The 19180-nt window shown below is 73.6% G+C and carries 16 protein-coding genes, 1 tRNA gene and 1 riboswitch; of the genes, 5 read left to right on the top strand and 12 right to left on the bottom strand.

Features of this window, described 5'->3' with window-relative positions; translation table 11 throughout:
• Positions 1-121 precede the first annotated feature (121 nt).
• From ACFVX9_RS04585 to ACFVX9_RS04575, 3 genes are all read right to left on the bottom strand, one after another.
• Positions 122-1729 (bottom strand): cellulose binding domain-containing protein, encoded by a 1608-nt coding sequence (locus ACFVX9_RS04585; RefSeq protein WP_387980370.1) that lies wholly within the window; start codon positions 1727-1729, stop codon positions 122-124.
• Between the two features lie 320 nt (positions 1730-2049).
• Positions 2050-3486, bottom strand: a complete 1437-nt coding sequence (locus ACFVX9_RS04580; RefSeq protein ID WP_387980368.1) for a sensor histidine kinase — start codon at positions 3484-3486, stop codon at positions 2050-2052.
• A complete protein-coding gene (locus ACFVX9_RS04575) occupies positions 3483-4187 on the bottom strand; it encodes a response regulator transcription factor (protein ID WP_350881149.1) in 705 nt (234 codons plus the stop codon). Before ACFVX9_RS04575 ends, ACFVX9_RS04580 begins: the two co-directional genes overlap by 4 nt.
• Before the next feature lie 133 nt (positions 4188-4320).
• Here ACFVX9_RS04575 and ACFVX9_RS04570 point away from each other — a divergent pair, with 133 nt between their 5' ends.
• Entirely contained in the window at positions 4321-4893 is a 573-nt protein-coding gene (locus tag ACFVX9_RS04570; RefSeq protein ID WP_063349192.1) for a hypothetical protein, read from the top strand.
• A 7-nt stretch (positions 4894-4900) separates the two neighbouring features.
• Here the strand turns inward: ACFVX9_RS04570 and ACFVX9_RS04565 are convergent, their stop codons facing one another.
• Complete coding sequence (locus ACFVX9_RS04565; RefSeq protein ID WP_063349191.1) at positions 4901-5431, bottom strand: VOC family protein; 531 nt, start codon at positions 5429-5431, stop codon at positions 4901-4903.
• 203 nt (positions 5432-5634) lie between these two features.
• Between ACFVX9_RS04565 and ACFVX9_RS04560 the strand changes: the two genes are divergently transcribed.
• Positions 5635-6195, top strand: coding sequence for an Lrp/AsnC family transcriptional regulator (locus ACFVX9_RS04560; RefSeq protein ID WP_380479585.1), 561 nt, complete (start codon positions 5635-5637; stop codon positions 6193-6195).
• Between the two features lie 34 nt (positions 6196-6229).
• Here ACFVX9_RS04560 and ACFVX9_RS04555 read toward each other — a convergent pair whose 3' ends face one another.
• The 3 genes from ACFVX9_RS04555 to ACFVX9_RS04545 all read right to left on the bottom strand — a co-directional run bounded on the left by ACFVX9_RS04555 (position 6230) and on the right by ACFVX9_RS04545 (position 9936).
• Positions 6230-7036, bottom strand: coding sequence for a S16 family serine protease (locus ACFVX9_RS04555; protein WP_380479583.1), 807 nt, complete (start codon positions 7034-7036; stop codon positions 6230-6232).
• Between the two features lie 35 nt (positions 7037-7071).
• Positions 7072-7722: an IclR family transcriptional regulator gene (locus ACFVX9_RS04550; RefSeq protein ID WP_063349190.1), complete on the bottom strand. Its 651-nt coding sequence runs from the start codon at positions 7720-7722 to the stop codon at positions 7072-7074.
• 381 nt (positions 7723-8103) lie between these two features.
• Complete coding sequence (locus tag ACFVX9_RS04545) at positions 8104-9936, bottom strand: DEAD/DEAH box helicase (RefSeq protein WP_063349189.1); 1833 nt, start codon at positions 9934-9936, stop codon at positions 8104-8106.
• Between the two features lie 310 nt (positions 9937-10246).
• On the opposite strand from ACFVX9_RS04545, the gene ACFVX9_RS04540 reads away from it, so the two are divergent.
• A complete protein-coding gene (locus ACFVX9_RS04540) occupies positions 10247-10693 on the top strand; it encodes an SsgA family sporulation/cell division regulator (protein WP_380378159.1) in 447 nt (148 codons plus the stop codon).
• A gap of 74 nt (positions 10694-10767) precedes the next feature.
• On the opposite strand, the gene ACFVX9_RS04535 is transcribed toward ACFVX9_RS04540, so the two are convergent.
• From ACFVX9_RS04535 to ACFVX9_RS04525, 3 genes are read right to left on the bottom strand one after another with little or no spacing between them, the layout of a single operon-like run.
• Positions 10768-13308: a phosphatidylglycerol lysyltransferase domain-containing protein gene (locus tag ACFVX9_RS04535; RefSeq protein ID WP_380479581.1), complete on the bottom strand. Its 2541-nt coding sequence runs from the start codon at positions 13306-13308 to the stop codon at positions 10768-10770.
• A complete protein-coding gene (locus ACFVX9_RS04530) occupies positions 13305-14621 on the bottom strand; it encodes an alpha/beta hydrolase family protein (RefSeq protein WP_063349187.1) in 1317 nt (438 codons plus the stop codon). The genes ACFVX9_RS04535 and ACFVX9_RS04530 overlap by 4 nt, the downstream gene beginning before the upstream one ends.
• Positions 14618-15262: a class F sortase gene (locus ACFVX9_RS04525; RefSeq protein ID WP_063349186.1), complete on the bottom strand. Its 645-nt coding sequence runs from the start codon at positions 15260-15262 to the stop codon at positions 14618-14620. The genes ACFVX9_RS04530 and ACFVX9_RS04525 overlap by 4 nt, the downstream gene beginning before the upstream one ends.
• A 404-nt stretch (positions 15263-15666) precedes the next feature.
• Between ACFVX9_RS04525 and ACFVX9_RS04520 the strand changes: the two genes are divergently transcribed.
• On the top strand, positions 15667-16947 hold the full coding sequence (locus ACFVX9_RS04520; protein WP_380493904.1) for a hypothetical protein: 1281 nt from the start codon (positions 15667-15669) through the stop codon (positions 16945-16947).
• Positions 16948-16950: 3 nt separating this feature from the next.
• On the opposite strand, the gene ACFVX9_RS04515 is transcribed toward ACFVX9_RS04520, so the two are convergent.
• Both ACFVX9_RS04515 and ACFVX9_RS04510 read right to left on the bottom strand, forming a co-directional pair.
• Positions 16951-18408, bottom strand: coding sequence for an MFS transporter (locus ACFVX9_RS04515; RefSeq protein ID WP_387980363.1), 1458 nt, complete (start codon positions 18406-18408; stop codon positions 16951-16953).
• A gap of 106 nt (positions 18409-18514) precedes the next feature.
• On the bottom strand, positions 18515-18829 hold the full coding sequence (locus tag ACFVX9_RS04510) for a multidrug efflux SMR transporter (RefSeq protein ID WP_063349183.1): 315 nt from the start codon (positions 18827-18829) through the stop codon (positions 18515-18517).
• A 43-nt stretch (positions 18830-18872) separates the two neighbouring features.
• Positions 18873-18939, bottom strand: a riboswitch (guanidine-III (ykkC-III) riboswitch).
• An 85-nt stretch (positions 18940-19024) separates the two neighbouring features.
• Between ACFVX9_RS04510 and ACFVX9_RS04505 the strand changes: the two genes are divergently transcribed.
• Positions 19025-19096 (top strand) — tRNA-Cys (locus ACFVX9_RS04505).
• Positions 19097-19180 lie beyond the last annotated feature (84 nt).

The raw sequence follows: 19180 nt of genomic DNA, 5'->3' as shown, positions 1-19180 counted from the left end.
TGGGCACGGATGATCACGCAGGGTGACGAATGGGCCCCGACCGGCCGTACTCCGTTGCGGGCGGAGCACGGACGGCCGGGGCCACCGGGGGGAAGGCTCAGAGCCTCAGCGGCCCCGCAGCTCAGCCGGTGTAGGCGCCGAGGGCCCGGGTGAAGTCCAGCGGCTGCTGGACGATGCTGCTGCAGCTGGCGTCGGCGTAGGCCTTGGCCCCGCCGTCGCAGGCCTTGTCGCGGGTGCCGGACCACATCGCCAGCCAGGCGAGGTGCCTGGACGCCGCGAAGTCGGCGAGCTGCTTGGCGTCGGCGACGGTGAAGACCTCGCTGGCGACGTCGTTGACGCCGATCATCGGGGTGACGGCGACCTTGCGCCAGGCGGCCGCGTCGTCCAGTCCGAGCACGCTCTTGACCTGGGCCTGGGTGGCGGTGGCCGCGGCGATCGCGTACTTGCCCATCTGGCCCTGCGGGTTCGGGGCGACGCCGTCGCCGAAGTCCATGGCCATGATGTTGACCGCGCCGATCGCGACGCCGTTGTTCTTGGCGTCGGCGACCAGGTTGACGCCCTCCTGGGTCAGGCCGGAGGGCAGCGCGGGCAGCGTGAAGGAGACGTCGAGCGCCTTGCCCTGGGCGGCGGCGTTCTTCTGCAGCTGGGCGATGGCCTGGGCGCGGCGGGTGTTGGCGGCGGTGTTGGCGATCGCGCCGCCCTCGACGTCGAAGTCGAGCCTGGTCAGACCGTAGGCGTCGACGGTCTTCTGGTAGGCGGCGGCCAGGTCGGCGGTGGAGCCGCAGGCGAGGGCCAGTTCGCTGCCGTTGGCGCCGCCGAAGGAGACCCGGACGTCGCCGCCGATCGCCCGCAGGGCGCCGATCTGGGCGGCCACCGCGTCGGCGGACAGATCGCTGACGCCGCCCCACTTGGGCTGGCAGCCGCCGCCGGACACCACGAAGGCGAGGGTGTAGTTCTTGACCCCGGTGGCCTTGGCGGTGGCGACCAGGTCGTACGGCGGGTAGAGCGAGGTGTCGACGTACGGGGCGAAGCCGGCCCCGGCGCCGGCCGGGGGTACGGGCACACCGGTCGCCGTGGGGGTGGCGGTCGGGGTGCGGGTCGGCGTCGGGGTGGTCGGCTTCGCGGTGGCCGTCGCCGTAGGGGCCGGGGTGCCGGTCCCGGTCCGGGTCGGCACGGGAGTGGTCGGCACGGGGCTGGTCGACACCGGACTGGTCGGCGCGGTGGTGGGCGTCGCCGTCGCGGTCGGGCGGCCCGAGGGGGTGGGCGCGGTGCCGTCGCCGGCCTTGCAGGAGGTGTTGTTGATCAGGCAGTTGCCGGGCTCGGCCTGCGCGGCGCCGGCGCCCTGGGCGACGAAGCCGACCACCACGCTCTTGCCGGGCTCCAGCCGCTTGCTCCACGCCTCCGGCTTGACGGTGACGTGCTGGCCGGCGGCGGTGAAGGTGGCGTTCCAGAGCGAGTCGATCTTCGCCCCGGCCGGGAGGTCGAAGCTGAGCGTCCAGTCCTCGATCGGGCCGCTGTCCGGGTTGGTGACCAGGTACTGGCCGGTGTAGCCGGAGTCCCAGCTGCTGGTCCGGCTGTAGACGGCGCCGAGCGAGGCGGCGCTGGCCGAGGAGGCGAGGACGACGACACCGCCCGCGACCAGGGCGGCGGCGACCGCCGAGGCCCCGGCGATCGCGCCCTTGCGGCTGCGCCTGCGGCGGCCTGGGCGGCGGTTGGGCTGGGTGGTCATGGCGCGTTACCTCCGGGGTGCCGTCGGTCGGCCGCGGTCCGGGCGCGGGTGCGTGCGGACGTCCGGGCGGCCGGCCCGGCTCGGTCGGGTGACCGGCGCGACCGACGCTAGCGGCGGCCGGGGGGCCGAACCGGCGGGCTGAGCGAGGGGAAGAACTCCCTTAGGCCGCGCTTAAGGAAGATCCGGAAACTGGCGGGGCGTCAGGCGCGTGCGAAACCGGCCACCGCGGTTCCCCCCGGGCCTCGGCCGAGGCCGAAGCCGAAGCCGAAGCCGAAGGAGGGAAGGAGGGAAAGAGACCGAGGAAGCGGCCGAGGAAGCGGTCACTTCTGGAACAGCGCGCCCCGGCTGCGCCGCCGCCCCGCCCGCGCGGGGGTGCCGTCCGGGCGGGTCCGCAGCCGCAGCCGGATCTCGGCGCCGCCGAGCACGGCGGAGCGGCCGAGCGCCAGGTCGCCGCCGGTGGACTCGGCGAGTTTGCGGACGATGTCGAGGCCGAGCCCGGTGGAGCCCTCGCCGCCGTGGCCCTCGCCGCGCTTGAGGGCGGCGGCCGGGTCGCTGAAGCCGGGGCCGGCGTCGCCGACCAGGACGATCACCGAGGTCTCGGTGGCGAGCACGTCCACCGAGAAGGCGGTGCCGACGGCGGTGTGCCGGAAGACGTTGCCGAGCAGCGCGTCGACGGTGGCGGCCAGGTCGGCGCGTTGGACGGGGACGGGCGTCGCCCGGTCGGCGCCGGCCAGTTGCCAACGGCGCCCCTCGTCCTCGGCCAGCGCGGACCAGAAGCCGACCCGTTCGCGGACCACCTCGGCGACGTCGCAGCCGACCGCGACGGCGGGCACGTCCTCGGAGTCGCGGCGGGCCGAGCGGATGATCTGGTCGACCTCGCGCTCCAGTTGGGAGACCGCGTGCCGGGTGGCGTCGGCGGCGTCGCCCTCGCCGAGCGAGGCGGCGTTGAGCCGCAGCACGGTCAGCGGGGTGCGCAGCCGGTGGGACAGGTCGGCGGCCAGTTCCCGTTCGGCGGCGAGGAGTTGGACCACCCGGTCGGCCATGGTGTTGAACGCGTGGGCGGCTTCGCGCAGTTCTTCGGGGCTGCCGGCGGCCTGCTTGCCGTCCACGGGGACCCGTACGGCGAGGTTGCCGGCGCCGAGCGAGCGGGCGGCGCCGGCGAGCCGCCGGGCGGAGGCCACGATCCGGCCGCCCATCCGGTCGGCGACCAGGACCGAGATGGCGACCAGGCCGAGCGCGACGCCCGAGAGCACCAGCCAGGCGGTGGAGACGCCCCGGGTGAGGTCGCCGTCGGCGACGAACACCTCGACCACGGCGGTGCGCCCGGTGTCCACCGCGACCGGCTGGAGCAGCGCGTAGCCGCCGGGCACCTCGACGGTGAAGGAGCGGCCCTGGCCGCCGGCGGTGGACACGTCGCCGGCGGCGGCCCGGGCCTCGCCGATGGTGGGCCCGCCGGGGCCGCCCGCGCCGGGGAGTGCGTCCGGGGCGGCCGGGGCGGGCAGGTGGACCGCCATCCGGCCCTGCCCGCCGGCGTCGGTGCTGGCCAGGGCGCGGTCGATGGCGATCTGGTCGGTGGTGATGGCGAGGGCCGGGCCGAGCGCGGCGGCCTGCCGCTCGGCGGCGGTGAAGGCGTGGTCCCGGGCGGTCTGCTGGACCATCAGGCCGAGCGGGATGAGGAAGGCCAGCGCGACCATGGTGGTCCCGGCGACGGCGGCCTTGATCAGGGCCCAGCGCAGCGAGCGCCCGAACCTCCTCATGTCCGGTGCTCCGCCAGTCCCCCGGCGGCCTCCAGCCGGACCCCGACTCCCCGGACGGTGTGCAGGTAGCGGGGGCTGGAGGCGGTCTCGCCGAGCTTGCGGCGCAGCCAGGACAGGTGGACGTCGATGGTCTGGTCGCCGCCGTAGGTCTGCTGCCAGACCTCGGCCAGGATCTCCTTGCGCGGCACCACCACGCCGGGGCGCCCGGCCAGGAAGGCCAGCAGGTCGAACTCACGGCGGGTCAGGTCGAGCAGCCGCCCGTCCAGCGAGGCCTCGCGGCGCTGGAGGTCGATGGCGAGGCCGCCGACCCGCAGCACCTGGGCGACGGGTGCGGCGCCGCCGCCGAGCCGGCGCAGCACGGCGGCCATCCGGGCGCTGAGGTGTTCCCCGGAGAAAGGTTTCACCAGATAGTCGTCGGCGCCGTCGTTGAGCAGCCGGACGATCTCGGCCTCGTCGTCACGGGCGGTCGAGATGATCACCGGCACATTGGTCAGGCCCCGGATCATCTTGAGCGCCTCGCTGCCGTCCAGGTCCGGCAGGCCCAGGTCGAGGATCACCAGGTCACAGCCGACCTGGGCGACCTCCCGCAGCGCCTCAAGTGCCGTGCCCACGCTGCGGACCGCATGACCGGTGTCGGTCAGGTGCCGGATGAGGGCGGATCGTACGAAGGGGTCGTCCTCGACCACGAGCACTGTTGCCATGGCCCTGCACGGTACGCCATCGACGGGCAGTGGTCTGTACCTCGGGGTGGCCTCCGGACATTGTGCAACTCCCCTGACTAATAACGGGGCTGCCCGGCTGCGCAGGCCCGGAATACGGCAGGATGAGCGGACGATGCGGAACGGACTGGTACAGCTCGGCGCCTGGGCGGCGGCCACCGGGGCGGCGGTGGCGCTGTCCTGGCTCGGCGTGCACGCGGTGCTGACCGGCGCCGCGTTCGAGCAGCCCACGGCCCTGCCGCTGCCCTCGCCGAGGGCCGACGGCACGCCGCACACCGCGACCGTCACCCCCGAGCAGCCGCGGTCGGCCACCCAGACCGGGGCCCCGGCCCCACCACCGGCCTCCCCGACCGCCGCCACGACGACGACGCGCGGGCCGGCCCCCGCCACCACCCTCTCCGCCGCCTCCCCGCCGGCCACCCGCCGCCCCACCCCCGCCACCACCACGGCGACGTCCTCCGTGACGTCCTCCGTGAAGAGCTACCCGGTGCCGGGCGGCAAGGTCGCCCTGGACATCCGCCCCGACAAGGCCTCGCTGGTCTCCGCCACCCCCGACCCGGGCTGGCAGATGCAGGTGTGGAACGGCGACCAGTGGATGCGGGTGGACTTCACCAAGGGCGAGCAGGCCAACTCGGTCTTCGTCTACTGGAACGGCCACCCGCCGGTGGTCGAGACGGCCATCCGCTGAGCCCCCCTCACCAGGTCTCGAACGGCAGGTACCCCGGCAGGTACGGCCCGGCGTAGCCGGACCGGTCGACCAGGGTGTGCCTGGTCCCGCCCGGCACCCCGATCGTCGCGAGCACCACCGTGCCGAAGCGGTCCCGTGCCTCGTACGGCTCGGCCAGCGACAGGGCGCCCCGGTCCACCGCGTAGTCGTACGCGTAGAAGACGTCCGGCACGCTCACCGCGAGGTCCAGCACCCCGTCCCCGTGCCGGGCGAGGTGCGCGGCCAGCTCCCGGCCGCGCGGGCCGATCACCTGGACCAGCGAGGTGAGCACGATCCTGGTCCCGGGCGCGTCCAGCACGTACGAGACCGTCTCCGGCTCCCCGGTCTCCGGCCCGGCGTACGCGGTACAGCGCAGCCCGAGCGCGGCGGTGTAGCGGCGGGCGGCCCGCTCGGCGTCGCCGACCGCGAAGACCACCGCGTCGGCGCGGCCCATCGGGAGGGGGGCGGACTCTCCAAGTCCTGCGGCGAGCAGGACGGGTTCGGCGGCGGTGTCGGTCATGACGGCCCTCCCGGTAGGCGTGCGGACCACGGCGGGTGCGACCGTGCGCCGGTGTGGGGCCCGGCGCACGGCGTTGTGGCTGGAGGGTGGCGCCGAGCCGACCGGCGCGCAACTGTTCCGTTTCCTCCTGGTCAAGCTGTGCGCCGGGGCGGGAGAATCGGCGGCGCCGCTGTACACAATGCCCACCGGAGGACGGAGCCGCGATGCCCCACGCCCAGTCCCCGAGCTCCCCCGGCTCGCCCAACTCCCCCGCTCCGCCGGGCGCTTCGGCCGCCCCCGGGACAAGCGGCGGGAACGACTCGATCGACACACTGGACGGCCGGCTGATCCGGCTGCTCGCCGAGGAGCCCCGGATCGGGGTGCTGGAGTGCTCGCGCCGGCTCCAGGTCGCCCGGGGCACCGTGCAGGCCCGGCTGGACCGGTTGCAGGCCAAGGGGGTGATCGGCGGCTTCGGCCCGGAGGTCGACCCGGCGGCGCTCGGCTACCCGGTGACGGCCTTCGCCACCCTGGAGATCTCCCAGGGCCAGGGCGCCGACGTCCGGGCGCACCTGGCGAGCGTGCCGGAGGTGCTGGAACTGCACACCATCACCGGGGCCGGGGACATGATGGTGCGGATCGTGGCCCGCTCCAACGCCGATCTGCAACGGGTGATCGACCGGGTGGTGGGCTTCGACGGGATCGTCCGCTCGGCCACCGCGATCGCGCTGGAGAACCCGGTGCCGTACCGCATCCTGCCGCTGGTGGACCAGGCCGCCGCCGAGTAGGGCCCGCGCCCGGCGGCAGCGGCCTGCGCCCCGGTCAGCAGCTGGGGACGCTGCCGCCGCTCTTCAGCGCCTCCAGTGCCGAGACCGCCTCGCCGAGCGTGCCGACCGGCACCAGGCGCAGCGCCTTGGGCGTGTTGACCTTGGCGTCCGTGCACTCGTCCTTGGGCAGCAGGAACACCGTCGCGCCGTCCCGGGCGGCCGCCTGGGTCTTGAGCGGGACGCCGCCGACCGCGCCGACGACGCCCTGGTCGTCGATGGTGCCGGTGCCCGCGATCGTGAGCCCGCCGGTGAGGTCGCCGCCCTTGCCGTCGCCGGCGAGCTTGTCGATGATGCCCAGCGCCAGCATCTGCCCGGCGCTCGGGCCGCCGACGTCACCCAGGTCGACCTTCACCTTGACCTGGTCCGGCGAGAGGTGGAGGTAGCCGAGCGCGGCGGCGGTGGCGCTGTTCTGCGACTCGGCCATCTGCTGGGCGGTCTGCTCCTCGGCCTTGGTCGGGTCGCCCGGCTGGTAGACCGTGTCGGTCGGGCGCACCGCCTCGTCCTGGTCGAACCAGGCCTGGAGCGCGCGCCAGAAGGTGGTCTTCTCGCCCGGGTTGGTGGCCGAGATGGTGACCATCCGCAGCTCGCCCTCGGTGGTGCGCAGCGGCGCCCCGGTCACGGTGAGGACCGGCTTGTCCTTGTACGTGCCGAGGGTGTCCGCGGTCAGGCCCGGCCAGGTCAGCGTGTACGGCAGCGGGACGAAGGCGGCCACGCCGAACAGCGCGGCGACCAGCACCCCGCAGAGCGTGAGCGCGCGGGTCCGCGGGGAGGTGAGGGCCTTGGGCAGCTTGGTGTCGGACACAAGGGGAATCCAAACACACCGGGGCCCGTGCCGGCCTACCGCAGCGCGTCGGCCACCTCGGTCGCCGCCTCCACCACCCGGGGGCCGACCCGCTCGGGGACCATCCCGTTCAGCATCACCACGCCGACGCTGCCCTCGATGCCGCTCAGTCCGATCAGCGCGGCGGCCGCGCCGCAGGCCCCGGACTGCTCCTCCGCACGGGTGATGACGAAGCCCTGCTCCGGCCGGCGCTGGCTGGGGAAGGTGCGCGCCTCCAGGATGGCCCGGCCGGCGGCGCTCTCGCCGAGCGGGTGGCGCAGCCCGGTGCGGTAGGCGACGTGGAAGTCGGTCCAGCTCGGCTCGACCACGGCGACGGCCAGCGCCTCGTTGCCGTCCACCAGGGTGAGGTGGGCGGTGGCGCCGAGGTCCTCGGCCAGGCTGCGCAGGGCCGGCAGCGCGGCCTCGCGCAGCAGCGGGTGCACCCGGTGGGCCAAGCGCAGGACGCCCAGGCCGACCCGGGCGCGGCCGCCGATGTCCCGGCGGACCAGGCCGTGCTGTTCCAGGGTGGCCAGCAGCCGGTAGACGACGGTGCGGTTGACGGCCAGTCGGGCGGCCAGCTCGGTGACGGTGAGCCCGCGCTCGGAGTCGGCGAGGAGTTTGAGGACCCGGACGCCACGGTCCAGGGTCTGGGAGGTCTCGGCAGTCACGACGGGCATCCTTTCCGCGGCGCTCGCGGGGGCAGGCGGCGCCGGACCGGGTTCGGTGTCGCGCGCAGGTGGGGTGGCCGCGCTCGGACCGCTCGCGGTGTCGTCCTTGACGTGCGTGCGGTCCTGCGGCGCCCGTCCTGTGGGGGTTGCCCGGTGGAAGAGCGTGGGGGAAAGGTAGTGAAGGAAATGTCGTGACGGAAGTGGTTGTCCAAAATTCGGGCGTGATCGTTCTCAACAGCGCGACGGAACCGGGACAAATGCCCGCATTTCTCCGGGCCCGTCAGCGCGCGGGTCCGGCCGCGCTCCGGAGTCCGGACACACAGGAGCGGGGCGGCCGGCCCGCGGCCGCGCGCCGTGCCGTTCCCGCGACTGATTCCGCGGCTACTTCGCCCACTCGCGGATCTTGGCGATCCGCGCCTTCAGCTGGTTCGCGGTGGCCTGCGCGGTCAGCGGGCCGCCGCACTGGCGGCGCAGCTCGTTGTGGACGGTGCCGTGCGGCTGGTCGGTGCGGTGGTGCCAGGCCGCCACCAGCGCGTTCAGCTCCTTGCGCAGCTCCCGGAGTTCCTGGTGGGTGACGACCGGCCGCTGTTCGGCCGGCAGCTCCAGCAGGTCGGCCTCCTCGGCGGGCTTGCCCTTGCTGCGCTGGATCTGCCGGTGCTGGCGCTTCTGCAGCAGCATCTGCACCTGGTCCGGCTCCAGCAGGCCCGGGATGCCAAGGTAGTCGTCCTCCTCCTCGCTCCCCGGGTGGGCCTGCATGCCGAACTCCATGGAGTTGTACAGCACCCGGTCGAAGACCGCGTCGGAGCCGATCGCCTCGTAGGAGAACTCGTCGCCGCCCGCGCCGTCCGGCCCGTCGTTGGCCCGCTCGGCCTCGGCGAGCAGCCGGTCCTCCTCGTCGAAGAGGCCCTCGCCCTCCTTCTTCGGCCGGTCCAGCACGTGGTCGCGCTGGACCTCCATCTCGTTGGCGAAGCCGAGCAGCGTCGGGATGGTCGGCAGGAACACCGAGGCGGTCTCGCCGCGCTTGCGGGCTCGTACGAAGCGGCCGACGGCCTGGGCGAAGAACAGCGGGGTGGAGATCGAGGTGGCGTACACCCCGACGCACAGCCGGGGCACGTCGACGCCTTCGGACACCATCCGGACCGCGACCATCCAGCGCGAGTCCCCGGCCGCGTAGTCGGAGATCCGCTGGGAGGCCTCGGTCTCGTCGGAGAGCACGACGGTGGCCTTCTCGCCGGAGATCTCGCGCAGGATCTTGGCGTAGGCGCGCGCGGTGTTCTGGTCGGTGGCGATGACCAGCCCGCCGGCGTCCGGGATCGCCTTGCGGACCTCGGACAGCCGCCGGTCGGCGGCCTGCAGCACGGACGGGATCCACTCGCCCTGCGGGGCCAGCGCGGTGCGCCAGGCCTGGGCGATCAGGTCCTTGGTCATCGGCTCGCCGAGCCGGGCCTCCAGCTCGTCACCGGACTTGGTGCGCCAGCGCATGTTGCCGCTGTAGCTGAGGAAGATCACCGGGCGGACGACGTGGTCGGCGAGCGCGTGCCCGTAGCCGTAGGTGTAGTCGGCGACGGACTTGCGGATGCCGTCGCCGCCGGCCTCGTACTGGACGAACGGGATCGGGTTGGTGTCGGAGCGGAACGGCGTCCCGGTCAGCGCCAGGCGGCGGGTGGCCGGTTCGAAGGCCTCGAAGCAGGCCTCGCCCCAGGACTTGGAGTCGCCGGCGTGGTGGATCTCGTCCATGATCACGAGGGTCTTGCGCGCCTCGGTCCGGTTGCGGTGCAGCATCGGGTTGACCCCGACGCCCGCGTAGGTGACCACGATGCCGTGGTAGTCCCGGGAGAGCGGGCCGGAGGAGTAGGCCGGGTCGAGCCGGATGCCTATCCGTGCGGCGGCCTCGGCCCACTGCTTCTTCAGGTGCTCGGTCGGCGCGACGACGGTCACCTGCTGCACCAGGTGGTTGTGCAGCAGGTACGAGGCCAGGGTGAGCGCGAAGGTGGTCTTACCGGCGCCCGGGGTGGCGACCGCGAGGAAGTCGCGCGGCTGCGTCTCGATGTACCTGTCCAGCGCGCCCTGCTGCCAGGCCCGCAGCTTGCCCGCGGTGCCCCAGGGGGCGCGGCCGGGGAAGGCCGGCGAGAGGTGGTGCGAGGCGGCGGACGCGGCGGGTCCGGCACCCCGGGCGGGCGCCTGCGGCTCCGACACGTCGGAGAACAGCGGCATCGAGGAGGCGGCGGCAGTACTCACGGTCTCCGAGGGGGGATCATCGCAGGTCAGGGGCGGTTTCTCAGCCCCGCCCCGCGGAAGGGCGGCGATCGGACAACCCGCCCAGCGTACCGGCCCGGCGCCGTCGGGGCGGCCAGGCGAGGCTCCGCGCCGGGCCCGGGCGGCCGGAAATCGACGTGACCCGGATCACATCCGATCGGTTCCGAAACCGAGTAATCACGGCCGGTCCCGGGACTCTCACCAGGGTGAGGCCGCCCCAACCCTCCCCCTTGTCGACCGGCCTCACACCGACCCGAAGGGACTCGCCGTGCACACCGCCGCCGAAGAGACCGTCCAGGCCCGTCTGATCCTCTCGCTCCACCGCTCCGTCCGGCTGCGGGTGGTCCTGAGCTACCTGCCGGAGGACCCGCTCGCCGTCCGGATGGCCTTCCCCGCCGAGTTCTCGCTGGACGAACCGGCGGACGGCGGCGCGGGCGCGGGCGCGGACGGCGCCGACGACATCGTCTGGGTCTTCGCCCGCCAGCTGCTCTCGGCCGGCCTGGAGCTGCCGGCCGGCGTCGGCGACGTCCACGTCCGGCCCGCGGTCGGCCGGCGCACCATGGTCGAACTGCGGGCGCCGGAGGGCACCGCGCTGCTCCAGTTCGACACCACCGACCTGCGCCGCTTCCTGTGGCGCAGCCGGCTGCTCGTCCCCGAGGGCGAGGAGCACCTGCACCTGGACGCCGACCGCGCGCTCGCCGAACTGCTCGGCTGAGCGGCGCGCGGGGCCGGCGTCCGGGGGCGCCACCGCGCTTCCGGCCGTCACCCGGGTCCGGGGCCCGGGGCGCCTCAGCCCGACAGCCTGCGCATCAGCCGGACGCCCTGTGCCGGCGTCAGGTGCGGCAGGTACGCCTTGCCGATCGCCCGGGTGATGCTCGGCAGCGCGGCGGGGTCGGGGTAGGCCATGTACATCGGCCGGTACTCCGGCTGGAACTTCGACTTGAACGCGAGCAGCGAGCGGAAGCCGTACACCGGCTCCAGCACCCGTCCCATCCAGTCCAGCATCCGCTGCAGGCCGGAGGGCTCCTCGTCCTGCCCGGAGCGGGCCAGCGGCGCGCCGGACAGCGACAGGAAGCGCGCACCCTCCTCCTTGAAGCCCAGCGCGGCCGAGGCGATCAGGAACTCGTTGACGCCGCGGAAGCCGTCCGAGCGCCGGCGCATGAAGTCCAGCGTCCAGCCGACTGGCACGCCGTTCTCGTACACCGGCATCCAGCTGGTCAGCCCGTGCACGACGCGCTGCTCGTCCACCGCGATCAGCACCCGCACGTCCGGGTCGTCCAGCTCCTCCAGTCCGCCGAGCGTGAAGCCCATCTCGGGCAGGCCCTTCTCGGAGACCCACTCCTCGGAGATCGCCCGGATCTGGTCCCGCAGCGCGCGCGGCGCCTCGTGGTGGGACCACCACTCGGCGGTGATGCCCTGCTTGCCGGCCTTGTTCAGCGCGGTCCGGATGTCCTGCCACTTGCGGCCGGTGAAGGCCAGCTCGGGCAGCGCCACCACGGTGTCCTCGGCGACCTGCACCGAGCGCCAGCCGAGCTGCGCGGTGGCCTCCCGGGTCTGCGGGGAGACGCTGTAGAAGCACGGGGTCCAGCCGCGTTGGTCGCAGAACCGGGCGAACCCGGCCACTGCCCGGGCCCGGGCCTCCGGCGCGCCGAACGGGTCGCCGGTGGTCAGCGCCACCGTGTTGTGCACCCGGTAGGCGACGGCCGCCCGGCCCTCCTCGTCGAACCAGTAGTGGTTGCCGTCCCAGGTGGTGATGAAGGACAGCGTCCCGCCGCCGTACGCGGTGAGCAGCGCCCTGGCCCGGGCGGCCGCCTCCGCGTCGGTGTGCAGCACCGGCCGGCGGAAGGCCAGCAGCAGCGCGGTCAGCGCGACCACCCAGAAGGCCAGCCCGCAGTACGTCTCCAGGAACAGCGCCACCGGGCCGACCGCGATCGGGTAGTCCGGCAGCAGGTCGTTGTAGGCGGGCGGCAGGAACTGCGCGGGCAGCCCGTGCAGCAGCCGGCGGATGTTCGCCCCCGGCTCGAACTGGTCGGCCGCGAGGCGCCCGAGCCCCACGTACGCGGCCGAGGCCGCCAGGGCGGCGCCGCCGAGCAGCGCGCCCAGCCGCAGCACCGCCCGGCCGGCCAGCCGCAGCCGGAAGCGCTGCCGGGTGGCCAGCAGCAGGCCCAGGGTGAGCAGCGGCAGCAGCAGCGCCTCGACGAAGTACTGGACCACGTCGCCGCTGACCGGGCCGGAGTCGAGGTACAGCCAGCCCAGCAGCGCCGCCCAGAGCAGCTCGGTGGCGACGGTGATCCGCCAGGCGAGCCGCAGCCCCCGGCGCAGCCCCTCGGCCAGGACCAGCAGCAGCGCCGGGAACAGCGCGGCCATCAGCCGGCCCGGGGTGTCGAAGATCCGCTCGACGGCGTGCGCGCGGGCGCAGTCGTGCGCCGACAGCGCGCAGAAGTCGGCCACCTCCTCCGGGCTGAGCCGGTGCGAGAAGTACAGCTCGGAGAAGGTGTTGAACGGCCCGCTGGCGTTGTCGTACAGCGAGGCGATCAGCGGCCCGAGGGCGGCGGCGACCAGGCAGAGCGCCACCAGCACCCGGGTCTCGGAGTGCGAGGAGCGGTGGGTGCGCAGGTGCAGCCCGCCCCGGGCGAGCAGCGCGCCGGCGCCCAGCCCGACGAACGCGGCGGCGCACCGCTGGACGCTCTGCAGGTGGCCCACGTAGAGCGTCATGACCAGCGGGGCGAGCAGCACCAGCAGGTGCAGCCGGCGGCGCCAGAGCACGGTGAGCCGGTAGCCGAGCACCCCGGCCAGCGCGAACAGGCCGACGCCGGGGCCGACCGAGGTCTGGTCGGCCACCGAGACGGTCCACTGCTCGCCGACCCGGGAGCCGACCGCGATCAGCCCGGTGCCGAGCAGGGTGCCCGCCAGCTGCCCGCCGACCAGTACCGCGAGCGTGCGCAGCCACCCGAGCCGGTGCTCGGCGGCCGGGCCGACCAGGACCAGCAGCAGGCTGGTGAACACGTACGAGCCCAGGCCGGAGCACCAGAACAGCGAGGTGAACGGCGTCCACCAGTGGCCCTCGGCGAGCGTGGGCACGCCGACGCCGATCCGGTCGAGCAGCCGCTCGGACGGCCCGTGGGCCAGGCTGCCGGTGGCCGCGCCGAGCGCCCAGAGCCCGGCCAGCAGCACCAGGGTGAGCGGCGCCGAGCGCAGCCACACGCCGAACGTCCGGGTGGCTCGCCAGGCCCGCTGCGGGCGCGGCTCCGGCGTTCCGGCGACCGGCGCGCGGTCCGACGGCCACTCCTGCTCCTTGGCCGGCGCGGGGGCCGCGGGGAGCCGGATCACCGGATCAGTCCGGTCTGCTGGGAGAGCCAGGTCAGATTCTGTTCGAAGGCCTGGCGGAACACCACCCAGCTGTGCCAGCCGGGGATGGTCTGGTAGCCGACCTTCATTCCGGCCGCCTGTGCCGCCGCATAGGCCTTCTCCTGCATGGGTCGGAAGTCCGGGTCGTTGGCGCCGACCACGAACATGCCTGCGGTGTCGGGGAACTTCTGCCGGGCCATGACGTGCACCGGGTCGACGGCGTCGAACGCGGCCTCGTCACCGCCGAAGGCCTTGTCGACGGTCTCGCCGCGGTCGCCCAGGGTCGGCTCGTCCTGGCCGGAGATGTCCAGGAAGGTGCCGTAGACCCCGGGCGCGTTGACGGCCAGCTGGAGCGAGCAGGTGCCGCCGAGCGAGAGCCCGCCGATGGCGAAGGCGCCCCGGCCGGTGGCGGTCTGCAGGTTGTGGTGGATCCAGTCCGGGACGTCGGTGGCCAGGTAGGTGTGCGCCTTGGCGATCCGGGAGTCCATGCAGAGCGTGTTGGTGAACGGGCTGCCGGTGGGGTCGGCGACCACCACGATCGGGGCCAGGCCCTGGTGGTCGGCGGCGAAGGCGTCCAGGGTCTCCTGGATGGCCCCGGAGGTGATCCAGTCCACCGGGGCGCCGGGCTGGCCGGGCAGCAGCACCACGACGGGCAGCAGCGGCCGGGGGTTGGCCTGGTAGGCGGGCGGCAGGTAGACGTACCCGTCGCGGGCCGTGAAGCCGGACTTGGCCCCGGGGATGGTCACGGTGGAGAGGGTGCCCTTCGCGGGCAGGCCGGGCGGCGCGTGCCAGAGCTCCTCGACGGGCTTGCCGGGCGAGGCGGCGACGGTGCTGGCCACCTTGCCCGTGGTCAGCGCCTGGATCTCGGGCACCAGCATGGCCCGGGCGGTCGGGTACTGGTCGAAGCCCCGGTTGACCTGCGAGGCGGCCATCAGCAGCACCAGGACGGCGGCTCCGGTCGCCAGCAGCCGCCGGCGGACGGCGAGCAGCGGCGCGCGGAAGCAGACCAGGGATATCGCGAACAGCGCGACGGCTATCCAGCGCAGGACGAAGTCCGGTGTGCCCTCCGGGAAGGGGTGCCACCAGCCGTCGACGCCGAGCTTCACCAGGGCGGTGAGCGTTCCGGCCAGCATCAGGGCGCCGAAGAGGCGCGGGGCCCGCCAGCGTTCGTGGCGGGAGAACGCGAGCAGGACCAGCGACCCCCAGCCCGCGGCGAGCACGGCGTACGGGATCGGGCCGTGGGTGAGCGGCCAGTCGATCGGGTTCCAGCGGGTGGCGAGGGTCAGCGTGGTCATGCGGCTTTGCCCGGCCGGGTGGTGTCGGCCAGGAAGCCGTAGGCGACGACGTTGCCCTCGTAGCCGTGCTCGGCGCTGTACGCGCCGCCGCAGGTGATGACCCGCAGCTGAGCGTCGGCGGCCTGGCGGTAGACCCGGTCGTCCGGGAAGTCCTTTCGGTCGTGCACTTCGATGGCGTACAGCTGGTAGACGGCGACGGCGCCGTCCGCGCGGGCGATCTCGATCCGGTCTCCGCGCCGGAGCGCCCCCAGGTTGTAGAAGACGGCCGGGCCGGCCTTGTTGTCGACGTGCCCGGCCAGGATGGCGGTGCCGCGCTGCCCGGGGCTGGCCCCGCCGCGGTACCAGCCCGCCAGGTTGCGGTCCGCCTCGGGCGGGGCCTGGAGGTGGCCGTCGGGGTCGAGGCCGAGCGCGGTGACCGGGGCGTCCAGCCGGACGGCCGGGATGCGGATGCGGGTGGGGTCGGACGGGCCCAGTGGCGGGGCGACGGAGACCGGGGCGAAGCCGGACAGCGTCTGCGTGCTGCCGGGGGCGGGCGGCAGCGCGCCCTGCCCGCCGTCGTGCAGCAGCCAGGCGCCGAGTACCAGCGCGGCACCGGCCGCCAGGGTGCCCGGCCACGGGCTCCTGCTCTGCTGGACGCCCACGGGCGCTCCCCTCTACCGACGGATTCCCGATCCTGGGAGTTTCCTGGGAAACAATTCAATCGGATCGGACCTTAAAGCACGTCCACACGATGGGCGTAATGACACCCCCCGTTCGGCAGGGCAATCGCCCGAATCCGTGCGCCCAGTGGGCACCCGGTGACGGAACGCGACGGCCGTTTCCCAGGTGACGGCGCCACCGGAACGCCTCGGTACGAGCTTCGACGGCGCGGGGGGCCTGTCCGGTTGCGTCAATCGGGCGATCGATGACGACCGCGGGTGGCGCCTCGTCGACCGATCGGGCCCAGCTGGCATGCTGACCCGGTCACGGGTTCTATCACCCCACTTGTCCGACCGGATTTCCGCACGCCTGTACGCCTGCCGAACGCCTCATGAACGGAGTGACCATGGCCGCTCTCTCCCGCCGCACCCTGCTGGCCGCCGGTGCGGCCTCCGCCGCCACCCTGGCGACCGGCTGTGGAAGCAACAGCGCCGACAAGCCGATGATCGGCTCGGCCGTCCCCCCCACCGGCGCGGCCGTCGACCAGAGTGCCGGCCCCACGGACACCGCCGAGCCGCAGGCCGTCCTGATCGGCGACGGCTCCACCTCCGACACCGGGGCCCAGCCCCACCAGCCCACCCCCGAGCGGCTCAAGGCCGGCGAGAGGCCGCCGCAGTTCGTGGTCTTCTCCTGGGACGGCGCCGGCGAACTCGACAACGGCCTGTTCGCCCGCTTCCGCCGGCTGGCGCAGGAGCACAACGCCTCGATGACCTTCTTCCTCAGCGGTCTCTACCTGCTGCCCGAGTCCAAGAAGGACCTCTACCGCCCCCCGCAGCACAAGGTCGGCGCCTCCGAGATCGGCTACCTCACCGACCAGCACATCCACGACACCCTGGAGAACGTGCACGCGGCCTGGCTGGAGGGCCACGAGATCGGCACCCACTTCAACGGCCACTTCTGCGGCTCCACCGGCGTCGGCAAGTGGTCCCCGGAGGAGTGGGACAGCGAGATCCAGCAGGCCATGGACTTCGTGACGAACTGGCGCACCAACACCGGCTTCACCGACCTGCCGGCGCTGCCCTTCGACTACCACAGGGAGCTGATCGGCAGCCGCACCCCCTGCCTGGAGGGCCAGCGCAACCTGCTGCCCACCGCGGTCAAGCGCGGCTGGCGCTACGACAGCAGCGGCAACGGCACCCAGGTGTGGCCGCAGAAGATCCAGGGCGGCGCGCTCTGGGACCTCCCGCTGCAGTCCATCCCCTTCCCCGGGCACACCTTCCAGGTGCTGTCGATGGACTACAACATCATGTACAACCAGTGCGGCCCCAACACCAAGGCCGACCCGGCGCTCTACCCGGGCTTCCAGGCCCAGGCCCGCGACTCCTACCTGCTGGGCTTCGACCGCACCTACAACGGCAACCGGGCGCCCTACGTCATCGGCAACCACTTCGAGGAGTGGAACGGCGGCATCTACATGAACGCCGTCGAGGACGTGCTCCGGACGATCGCGGACAAGCCGGAGGTCCGGCTGGTCTCGTTCCGCCAACTGGTGGACTGGCTGGACGCCCAGGACCCGGCGGTGCTGCGCAAGCTCCAGGGCCTCGCCCCGGGCCAGGCGCCGACCGGCGGCTGGGAGGCCTTCCTCGGCACCCCCGGGGCACCGCCGGTGCCCGCCGCCGGCGGCTGACCCTCAGGACCTGGTCCGGACCCGGCCGGAGAGCAGCGCCCCCAGCAGCGCCACGCCGGCCATGGCCAGCAGGATCACCGCGAACGCCAAGGGCGACCCGGCGGCACCGGACGAGCCGGCGGCCCCGGCACCCTCGTGGGCGGCGGCGAGCGAACCGCCGCCAAGCACCGCGAACATCACCCCCGCCAGGCCCGTCAGCAGGACGTTGCCCAGCGCGTCGCTCATCTGCAGGGCCGCCGAGTTCACCCCGGCGTCCTCCGGCGCGGAGAGCTTCATCATCAGCACGCTGACGCTCGCGACTGTCAGTCCCATCCCGATGCCGCCGACTCCCCAGGCCACCGCCGCCACCCAGGCCGGCACCGCCGGGACCAGCACCAGCGCGGCGCCCGCGATCGCCACTGCGGTCAGCACGAACCCGCCCCGGATCATCGCCTCGCGGTAGCGCTCGGCCCCCGGCCGCCCCTGCAGCCAGGAGCCCAGCGCCCAGGTGAGCCCGCCGCTGGTCAGGGTGAGCCCCGACATCGTCGGCGAGAGGCCGCGCTCGGTGGTCATCATCAGCGGGACGAAGGCCTCGGCCCCGAGGAACGCCCCGGCCGCCAGTCCGCGCAGCAGGATCACCGCCGGCAGCCCCCGACCGGCCCGCAGGGTCCGCTCGGGCAACAGCCCCAGGACGGCCGGCACCAGCAGCGCCGCCCCGACGGTCCCGGGGAGCAGCCCGATCAGGTCGTGCCGCCCGCCCGCGTACTGCAGCAGGCCGGCACCGAGCGCCGCCATCGCGGCCAGCAGGGTGCGCCGGCGGTCGAAGTCCGCGCCCCTGGCCACCGGGTGTTCCCGCTCGGAGCGGGTCAGCGCGGGGCCCATCACGGCCAGCGGCAGCAGGATCAGCACCGGCACGGCCAGGAACACCCAGCGCCAGCCGAGGTGCTGGGTGATCGCGCCGGAGACCAGCGGCCCGATGATCGAGGGCAGCACCCAGGCCGAGGAGAAGGCCGCGAACACCGCCGGCCGCAGCCGCTCCGGGTAGGCCCGGCCGACCACCACGTACAGCGCGACGATCACCAGCCCGCCGCCCAGGCCCTGGACCGCCCGCCCGGCCACGAACACCCACATGCCCGGCGCCGTCCCGGCCACCACCAGGCCCACGCCGAACACCGCGATGCCGGTGAACAGCGGCTGCAACGGCCCGCGCCGGTCGCACCACTGCCCGGAGACGACCAGCGCGAACAGCGTGGTGGTGAAGTAGCCGGAGAAGGCGAAGGCGTACAGCCCGATGCCGTTCAGCTGGCGGGCCGCGGTCGGCATCGCGGTGTTGACGGCGGTCGCCTCGAAGGCGATCACCAGGACCACCGACACGATCCCCAGCGTCAGAGCGCGGTAGCGGCCACTGAGGACCCCGCCACCGGGGTCGGGTTCGGAGGGTATCGGGGCGGAGTCGACCGAGGTGGGGGAGGCAGTGGTCATACGTAACATCGTAAGGGCCGTCTGGCTTCATGACCCCTGACCCGAGTCGGTGATCAGCTAGTCCGCAGGGCTTAGGACCAGGGTCAGGGGGAAGCTCAGCCGGCGGTCAGTGGAGCACCTTCAGGCCGACCACGCCGGAGACGATGAGCAGCAGGCAGCCGATCCGGGCCGCCGTCACCGCGTCCCCCAGGACGGCCATGCCGTAGAGCGCGGTGCCGACCGCGCCGATGCCGACCCAGACCGCGTAGCCGGTGCCGATCGGAATGGTGCGCATCGCGTACGCCAGCCCGCCCATGCTCAGCAGCAGGGTCACACCGAAGACGAGGCTGGGGGTGAGCCGGGAAAAGCCCTTGGACGACTCCAGGGCCACCGCCCACACGGTCTCCAGGACACCCGAGATGATCAGAACGAGCCATGCCATGACGGCCTACCTCCGCAGTCCACAGCGGCCGGATTGCCGCTGAACTGCGCCGTCTTGTCGTCACCGGGTACGACGCGCTCGTCCGGGGCGGCCGGGCAACCGACCACCTGGTTCCGACCGTAGCACAAGCCGCCATACAGAATTTACATTCCACCGTTGACGGCCCCCCGCGCATTCCGCCACTATGAATTCACTGGCCGTGTGCCCGAGTGGCTTAGGGAACCGTCTGCAAAGCGGTGTACACGGGTTCGATTCCCGTCATGGCCTCGCCGGAAATGGAATTGCCGGTCGACATTCCGTCGACCGGCAATTCCTGTTTCCGCCATTTCCGGGGCGGTCGGCCGAAACCGC

This window comes from Kitasatospora sp. NPDC058243 (assembly GCF_042882025.1).
Taxonomy (GTDB): domain Bacteria; phylum Actinomycetota; class Actinomycetes; order Streptomycetales; family Streptomycetaceae; genus Kitasatospora.
Note: the sequence above shows the minus strand (reverse complement) of the source record. Positions and strands in the feature narration are given on the sequence as shown.